Annotated in this window: 1 protein-coding gene; it reads right to left on the bottom strand. The window is 66.2% G+C overall.

Annotation, left to right across the window (positions count from 1 at the left end; all coding sequences use genetic code 11):
* The coding region (locus EJO71_RS34165; protein ID WP_164546985.1) for a DUF6531 domain-containing protein at positions 1-2,426 on the bottom strand (2,426 nt) is incomplete at both ends.

Raw genomic sequence — 2,426 nt, 5'->3', positions numbered from 1 at the left:
GTGCAGTTCGGTCAGGCGGCCCAGCAGGTCCCAGTGGTACCTGAGCGAGCGGCCGGCGGCGTCGGTGCGGCCGGCGATCAGGCCGGCACGTGTGTAGCTGTAGCGCGTGGTACGCCCGAGCGCGTCGGTGTGCTTGAGCAACCGGCCTTCGGCGTCGTGCTCGAACTGCTCGATCGTCTGGTCGGGCTGCACGATCTGTTCGAGCTGGCCGGGATGGTTGCCCTCGTTCCCTGAAGCGGGCCTGCTCCCAGGGCTGTAGCGATACCCGGTGGCCTGACCGGCCGCGTCGATGGCATTGATCAGCCTCCCACGGCCGTCGTACTCCCAGCGGTTGGTCTTTCCCGAGCAGTCGGTGTAGCTGGCGAGCTGGCCGGCCGGGGTGTAGGTCAATGTCTTCGAGCCGCCCTTGGCATCGGTGACGCACACAGGCCGACCGGCCTTGTCGTAGGCATATTCGGTCTTGTGCCCGAGTGGGTCGACCTCCTCCACAAGGTGACCCTGCGCGTCGTAGCCGCGCTTCCACACGCCGCCCTCGGCGTCGCGCAAACCCGTCTGGCGATTCAGCTTGTCGTATTCGAAGTGCACGCGGCTGCCATCGGCGCGCGTGTGCGTCTGCAGGTTGCCGTCGACGTCGTAGGTGTAGTCATCGGTGCTGCCATCCGTGTGCACATGACGGGTGACGTTCTTGGCGTCGTCGCGGAAGAACCACTCCTGCAGCTTGTCGGGATGGATGATCCGATAGGTGTAGCCCAGGATGTCGTAATAGAACCATGTTTCGCCTCCCAGTGCATCGGTCACGTAGGTGAGGCGGATGTTCTTGTCCCATTCGAACTTCAGCGCGAAGCTGCCGTCGTCGGACCACTCGCGCACGGCCTTGGCATCGGGGCCGGCGCCGTCGTACTCGAGGTTCGTGCCGCGATCGGTGCGATCGGTGTAGCGGGTCACGAGGTGGTGGCTGTAGGTGTAGCTCCAGCTCGCGCCGTTTTCGTCCTGCGCGGCGACGAGGTCACGCTCCACGTCGTGCGTATAGGCGGCCAGCTGGCGCACGACCTGGCCGTCCTTGAGCTCCCACAGCGACTGGATGAGCCCGGTCTGCGCATCGGGCTGCGTGCCCACGTGCGCGACGATGGTCTCTCCCTGCCTGCTGATGATGTCGCTCAGCACGCGTTCACCGGTCGAGGCAATCACGTGGTCGTAGCGCAGCCCGATGGAAGCCCCGTCCCTGGCTTGCAGGGTCACGAGCCGATAGTGCTTCCGGCCCTCGACAAGCTCGTAGATCTCGCGCAAGTCGCCCTGTTCGCCCGCGGGCAGCGGCTTGCCGAAGTCCAGCGTCAGCAAGGTCTCGCTCAGGCGCGAGACCGTCACTTCCTCGATGGGGTCACGGTAGACCTGGCCCACGGCCAGCACGGGATAGGCATGGCTGCGGCCATCGGCTGCGTGATAGACCAGGCTCGGCTGCTCCTGGCGCTCGCCCCCGGCCGGCGTCGTCAAGTCCACGCGCGTGCTGTAGGCGGTGAGCCAGCGCGCCCCCAGGACGCCTCGGTCGTAGGCATCGAGCTGGCTGCGATAGGTGCGAGCCCATTCGATCGGCAGCGGCGCCTCGAGCACGAAATCGGTGTGCGTGAAGCTCTCGCAGCCGGTGACAAGGCTGATCGATCCGCCAAGGGAAACGGGCGCAGGGCAGTTCTTGCACCCCCCGTCCTTGTGGCCCTGCGCCTGCCTACTGATGCTGCCCAGGGGCGTGCCCGGAAGTTCCTTCTCCGCCTTGGCACCCGCCTGCGGCGGCACGATGGCCGCGCGCTTGCCCTTCTTCTTCAGCAGCGCATCCCGCAGCTTATGCAGCAGCCACATGATGCTCGCCTGCGCCTCCTTGTCCGCCAGCCTCGACAGCTGCCCCCTCAGCAACCGCTTGAAGTCCAGCATCTGCGTGATCACGCCGTTGACCTTGCTTGCGACACCATCGGGCAACTGGCTCGCCGCAGCCTTCGCCACGTAGTTCGCCGACTGCTTCGAGTACCGCACTGCCGCTCCCCACATCCGGCTCCACGTGCTCTGCGTCTTCGGGTCGTGCACCTTCGTTTCCGCCGCACCGGGCTTCGCGACCGTGAACAGGTCCTTCTGCCCCAGCACCCGCCGCAGGATGTCCACCAGGTTGTCGACGACCTTGTCCGCGAGGTCCGCGCAGCTCTTCAGGATGCCGTCGAGCTTCTCGATGGCTCCGTCGATGAACTTGTCCAGCTCCCCCATGATGGTGGCGTTCAGGTGCCCCACCAGCGTCGTGACGATCGCCTCGCCCAGGTTCGATGCCGCCGCCTTCAGCTCCTGCTTCACAAGGTGCAGCGTGGGCCGCAGGCTCATGCGTGCTGCCGCCATGCTCGGTGGCAGCGGGATCAGCCCGATCAGGTTGATGCCCAGGCTCACCCAGC

Origin of the sequence: Variovorax sp. 679 (assembly GCF_003952185.1) — a bacterium.
Lineage (GTDB): Bacteria > Pseudomonadota > Gammaproteobacteria > Burkholderiales > Burkholderiaceae_C > Variovorax.
The sequence above is the reverse complement of the archived record's forward strand: the minus strand, read 5'-3'. Positions and strand labels throughout refer to the sequence as shown.